The organism is Mycobacterium sp. NGS29 (genome assembly GCF_059812965.1).
The window spans coordinates 1-5,523 of the sequence record NZ_JCALDR010000043.1 but is presented as its reverse complement, the minus strand read 5'-3'; the positions used below and the strand labels follow the sequence as shown (position 1 = coordinate 5,523).

The window sequence follows — 5,523 nt, the reverse complement described above, 5'->3', positions numbered from 1 at the left end:
AGACTGGCCGGTCAGCCGGAAACCCTCGGCGGTCTGCGTCGCGCCGATCCCGTAGCCCTGGGTGTATACCCCGGCGAACACGCCCGTAGCGCTGCCCCGCAATTTCGCCGGATCAATCCCGGTGCGCTCCAACGCTTCCCACGACAGCTCCAGGAACAGCCGCTGTTGGGGGTCCATCGCCAGCGCCTCGCTGGGCCCGATGCCGAAGAAAACCGGATCGAAGTCGGCGACACCGTCCACGAAACCACCGGTGCGGGTGTAACAGGTGCCCGCGACGTCGGGGTCCGGGTTGTACAGACCGGCCAGATCCCAGCCGCGGTCGGTCGGGAAGTCGGTGAGCACGTCGCGGCCCTGGATCAGCATGTCCCACAGCTCTTCTGGCGAAGCCACTCCACCCGGGTAGCGGCAGGACATGCCCACGATCGCGATCTGATCCTCCCCCGTCGCGCGCACCGCGGGCACGTGCTTGACTTCCTGGGGCATACCGGCGAGTTCGGTGCGGATATAGGTGGCCAAGCCGTTGGGCGTGGGGTAGTCGAAGATCAGGGTGGGCGACAGCGAGAGCCCGGTGGCGGTTTTCAGCCGGTTGCGCATTTCCACCGCGGTCAGTGAGTCGAAACCCAACTCCTGGAACGCCTTGTCGGGGTCGACGGCCTCGGCGGTCACATTTCCCAGCACGGTGGCGATGTGCGATCGCACCAGGTCCAGCAGCAGGGCATGCTGTTCAGACTCGGGCAGGCTTTGCAACCGCTGCGCGAGCGCGGATTTCGACCTGGCGGCGGCCAGTGAGTCGTCGACCTGACGGCGGGACGATGCATGCACCAGATCGCGGAACATGGGTGGGACCGCGGTCGCGTGTTCCCGCAGTGCGGACAGATCCAACCGGGCGGGCGCCAGGAATGGCTCGTCGACGATCAGCGCGGTGTCGAACAGCTCCAGCGCCTCCTCGGAGGACAGCGCCAGCACGCCTTCGCGGCCCAGGCGCGCCCGGTCGGCAGCGTCCAGCCCGCCGGTCATGGCGCTGGCCTGCTCCCACAACCCCCACCCCAGCGACATAGCGGGCAGTCCGTGCGCGCGGCGGTGGGCGGCCAACGCGTCCAGGAAGCAGTTGGCCGCCGAATAGTTGGCCTGCCCCGACGAGCCCACCAGGCCCGCCATCGACGAAAACATCACGAACGCCCCCACATTGAGGTCGCGCGTCAGCTCGTGCAGGTTCCAGGCAGCGTCGATCTTGGCACGCAGCACCGGATCGATCCGCTCGGGTGTCAGGGAGGTGACGACGGCGTCGTCGAGCACGCCGGTCGCGTGGATCACCGCGGACAGCGGCCGTTGCACCGGAATGTCGGCGATCACCTTGGCCAGCGCCGGCCGGTCGGCAGCATCGCAGGCCACCACCTGCACCTGGGCACCCGCAGCCTCCAGCTCGGCTGTGAGTTCCGCGGCGCCCGGTGCATCCGGGCCGCGCCGGCTGAGCAGCACCAGATGGCGCACCCCGTGCCGGGTCACGACGTGGCGCGCCAGGGCTGAACCGGCCATCCCGGTGCCGCCGGTGATCAGCACGGTGCCCTGCGCCCACACATCGGGCAGCATCATGACGACCTTGCCGATGTGGCGCGCCTGGCTCAGATAACGCAGTGCCGCCGGGGCACGGCGCACGTCGAACGTCGTCACCGGCAGTGGCCGCAGCACGCCGGCGTCGAAGAGTTCGGCGAGTTCGAGCATGTACTGGTGCATACGAGGACGGCCGGGCTCGAATAGGTCGAAGGCCCGGTAGCGCACACCCGGATACTGCTGTGCGATCGCACCCGGGTCGCGGATGTCGGTCTTGCCCATCTCCAGGAAGATGCCGCCGGGGGCCACCAAGCGCAGGGACGCGTCGACGAATTCGCCGGCCAGCGAGTCCAGCACGATGTCGAATCCGGCCGCACCGGTGATGCTGCGGAACTTCTCCTCGAACTCCAGGCTGCGCGAATCGCCAATGTGATCATCGTCAAAACCCATGGCCCGCAGCGTGTCCCACTTGCCCTTGCTGGCGGTGCCGAACACCTCCAGGCCCAGGTGCCGAGCCAGCTGGGTGGCAGCCATGCCCACCCCACCGGCGGCGGCATGGATCAAGACCCGCTGCCCGGGCTTGGCAGCGGCGAGGTCCACGAACGCGAACCACGCGGTGGTGAAGACGGCGGAGATGGCAGCCGCTTCGGCGTACGTCCAATCCGAGGGCATCGGCAGCAGGAGTCGGACGTCGCCGGGAACCAGGGTGCCACTGGTGTCGGGGAAGAATCCGTACACCGAGTCGCCGACCGCGAAATCGGTGACGCCGGGCCCGATTTCGACGACGACGCCCGCGCCCTCGCCACCGAGCAGCGCTTCATGGGTGAACATGCCCAACGTGATCATGATGTCGCGGAAGTTGGCCGCGATGGCGCGCAGGGCGACCCGGACGTGACCGGGCTGCAACGGCGCGTCGGCGTTCGGCACCGGTTCCAGACGCAGGTTCTCGAAGGTGCCGGCACTGCTGAGTCCCAGCCGCCACGGGCCGTCGTTGGGCGGTTCCAAGATGCCGTCGACGGCACGACTGGCGCGCACCCGCGGCGTGTAGGCCTGCGCCTCGCGCAGCACCACCTGGGGCTCACCGACCGTCAATGCCGTGGCTATCGTCGAATCGTCAAGCGGCGCATCGGAATCAACCAAAACCAGCCGCCCGGGGTTCTCCGTCTGCGCAGAGCGCACCAGACCCCACACCGCCGCGCCCGCCAGGTCGGTGATGTCTTCTCCCGGCAACGCCACAGCGCGTCGGGTCGCGACCACCAGCGTTCCGGATTCTTGGTCGGTCAGCCAAGCCTGGACCGCAGCCAACGCGCGATGGGTGCGTTCGTAGCTTGCAGTCACCGGGTCGTCTTCTGCGCCAACGGATTCGGCAACGGATTCAAAGATCTCGAAGGTCGGCACCTCGGCACCCACAGAGGCGGCCGGCGCCCAGACCATTTCGAACAGCCGGTCCGGTCCGGCCCCGGCGACCGCCGCCCGCAGCCGCTGCTCGGTGATCGGACGGGCCGCCATGGCCGCGACCGACAACACCGGTAGACCCAACCCGTCAGCCAGCTCGACCGACACCGCCGATGGCCCGACCGGCGCGATCCGGGCCCGCACCGCAGAAGCACCCGCGGCGTGCAACGACACGCCCTGCCAGGAGAACGGCAGCAGGACCTCGGCGGCCGGGTTGGCCAGCACCGCCGCGTGCAGGGCGGCGTCCAGCAATGCCGGATGCACCCCGAAACCCGTTGAACCACCCGCCGTTTCCGGCAGACTCACCTCGGCGAACAACTCCTCGCCCCGGGCCCACAACGCGGTCAACCCGCGAAACGCCGGCCCGTAGCCGTAACCGTGCTCGGCCAGCCGCTCGTAGCCGTCCGCGACGTCGATCGGGACGGCACCGGCCGGCGGCCACACCGACAGATCGGCCCCCGGCTCGGCGTCGCCGGCGCTCAGCGTTCCCTCGGCGTGGCACACCCAGGCACCGTCGACGTCGCCGTGGGAGTAGATCGAGACGCTGCGCCGCCCGCCTTCTTCGGCGGCGGCACCCACAACCACCTGCACCGCAATGGGATTGGCGGCGGGGATCACCAACGGCGATCGCAGGGTCAGCTCGTCGACCACCGAACAGCCGACTTCGTCGCCGGCGCGGATCGCCAACTCCACAAATCCGGTCCCGGGAAACACCACCATCCCGGACACGGCGTGATCGGCGAGCCAACTCTGGGAGGTCAGCGACAGGCGACCTGTCAGGACCACCCCACCCGAGGCCGGCAACTCGACCACCGCGCGCATCAGCGGGTGTTCGCTGGCGACCAGTCCCAAACCGGAAGCGTCGGCGTCAAAGGCCTCGCTGGACAGCCAGAACCGCCGCCTGTCAAAGGCATACGTCGGCAACTCCACGAAACCGGCACCGTCCAGCGCGCCGCGCCAGTCCACCGCCACCCCCGCGACATAGGCGGACGCCGCCGAGCACAGGAACCGCCGCAACCCACCGTCTTCGCGCCCCAAGGTGGGCACCACGGTCGGCTCCGCGTCGCCGGCCAGACAGTCGTCGAGGGTGCCTTCGATGCCGGCGATCAGCGCCGGGTGCGGGCTGGACTCGATGAACACCCGGAACCCGTGTTCGGATGCGCTGCGTACCGCTTGGTCCAGCTGGACGGGTTGGCGAATGTTGCGGTACCAGTAGTCGGCATCCAACTCGGCTGTGTCCAACCGGTTTCCGGTGACGGTGGAGAAGAACGTGGTGCGCGACGAGGCAGGCTCGATCCCGGCCAGCGCGGTGGTGAGTTCCTCGCGGATCGCCTCGACCTCGGCCGAATGCGACGCGTAGTCGACGTCGATGCGTCGCACCCGCAGCTCGCGATCCGTGCAGAGCGCAATCAGGTCCTCGAGCGCGGCGGCGTCCCCGGAAACCACCACGGCCGCCGGCCCGTTGACCGCCGCGACGTCGACTCGATCACCGAACGGCGCCAACAACTCCCGCACCTGATCCAGGTCGCACGCGATGGACACCATGCCGCTGGGACCGGTCAGACCGGTGAGCAGCTTGCTGCGCAGCGTGACCACCCGGGCGGCGTCCCGTAATGACAATGCGCCCGCAACGCAGGCCGCGGCGATCTCGCCCTGCGAGTGACCGATCACGGCGTCGGGTCGGACGCCGAGCGATTTCCACAGCTCGGCCAATGACACCATCACCGCGAACAGCACCGGCTGCACGACGTCGACCCGGTCCAGTCCGGGCGCACCGGGTGCGCCCCGCAGGACGTCGATCAACGACCAGTCCACGAATTCGGCGAAAACCTCGGCGCATGCTTCGATCTGGCGGGCGAAAGCCGGTGCCTTATCGAGTAAGTCGACACCCATCCCCACCCACTGGGAGCCTTGGCCGGGGAAGACGAAAACGGTCTTGCCGGCGGGTCGGGCCACACCCTGGGTGACGGTGCCGGCCAGGTCCCCCTGCGCCACTTCCGCCAGCCCGCTCAGCAGCCCAGCGCGGTCATCGGCGACCACCACCGCCCGGTGCTCGAAGGACGTCCGTCCCGCCAGCGTCCAGCCGATGTCGGCGACATCCAGTTCGGAGTGGGCGGTTACGTGCTCGGCCAGCCGGGCGGCCTGCGCCCGCAGGGCCGCCGCCGATTTGGCCGACAGTGCCCACGGCACCGCGGATCGCGCCGGACCGGGCTCCCGGGGTGGGGCCGGCGGTACCGATTCGACGATGACGTGCGCGTTGGTGCCACTGATCCCGAACGACGAGACCGCCGCACGGCGGGCCTGCTCACGCTCGGGCCACGGCTGCGGCTCGCTGAGCAGCGCGACCGATCCCGCCGTCCAGTCCACGTGCGGGCTCGGCTCATCGACATGCAACGTCGCCGGCAGCACCTCATGACGCAACGCCTGCACCATCTTGATCACACCGGCCACCCCGGCAGCAGCCTGCGTATGACCCATATTCGACTTGACCGAACCCAGCCACAGCGGCTGACCGGA

Annotated in this window: 1 protein-coding gene; it reads right to left on the bottom strand. The window is 69.2% G+C overall.

Annotated features, from left to right (window positions below; translation table 11 throughout):
* Positions 1 to 5,523: SDR family NAD(P)-dependent oxidoreductase (locus AC5Y5Z_RS25505; protein ID WP_499928283.1), on the bottom strand; the 5,523-nt coding region annotated here is incomplete at both ends.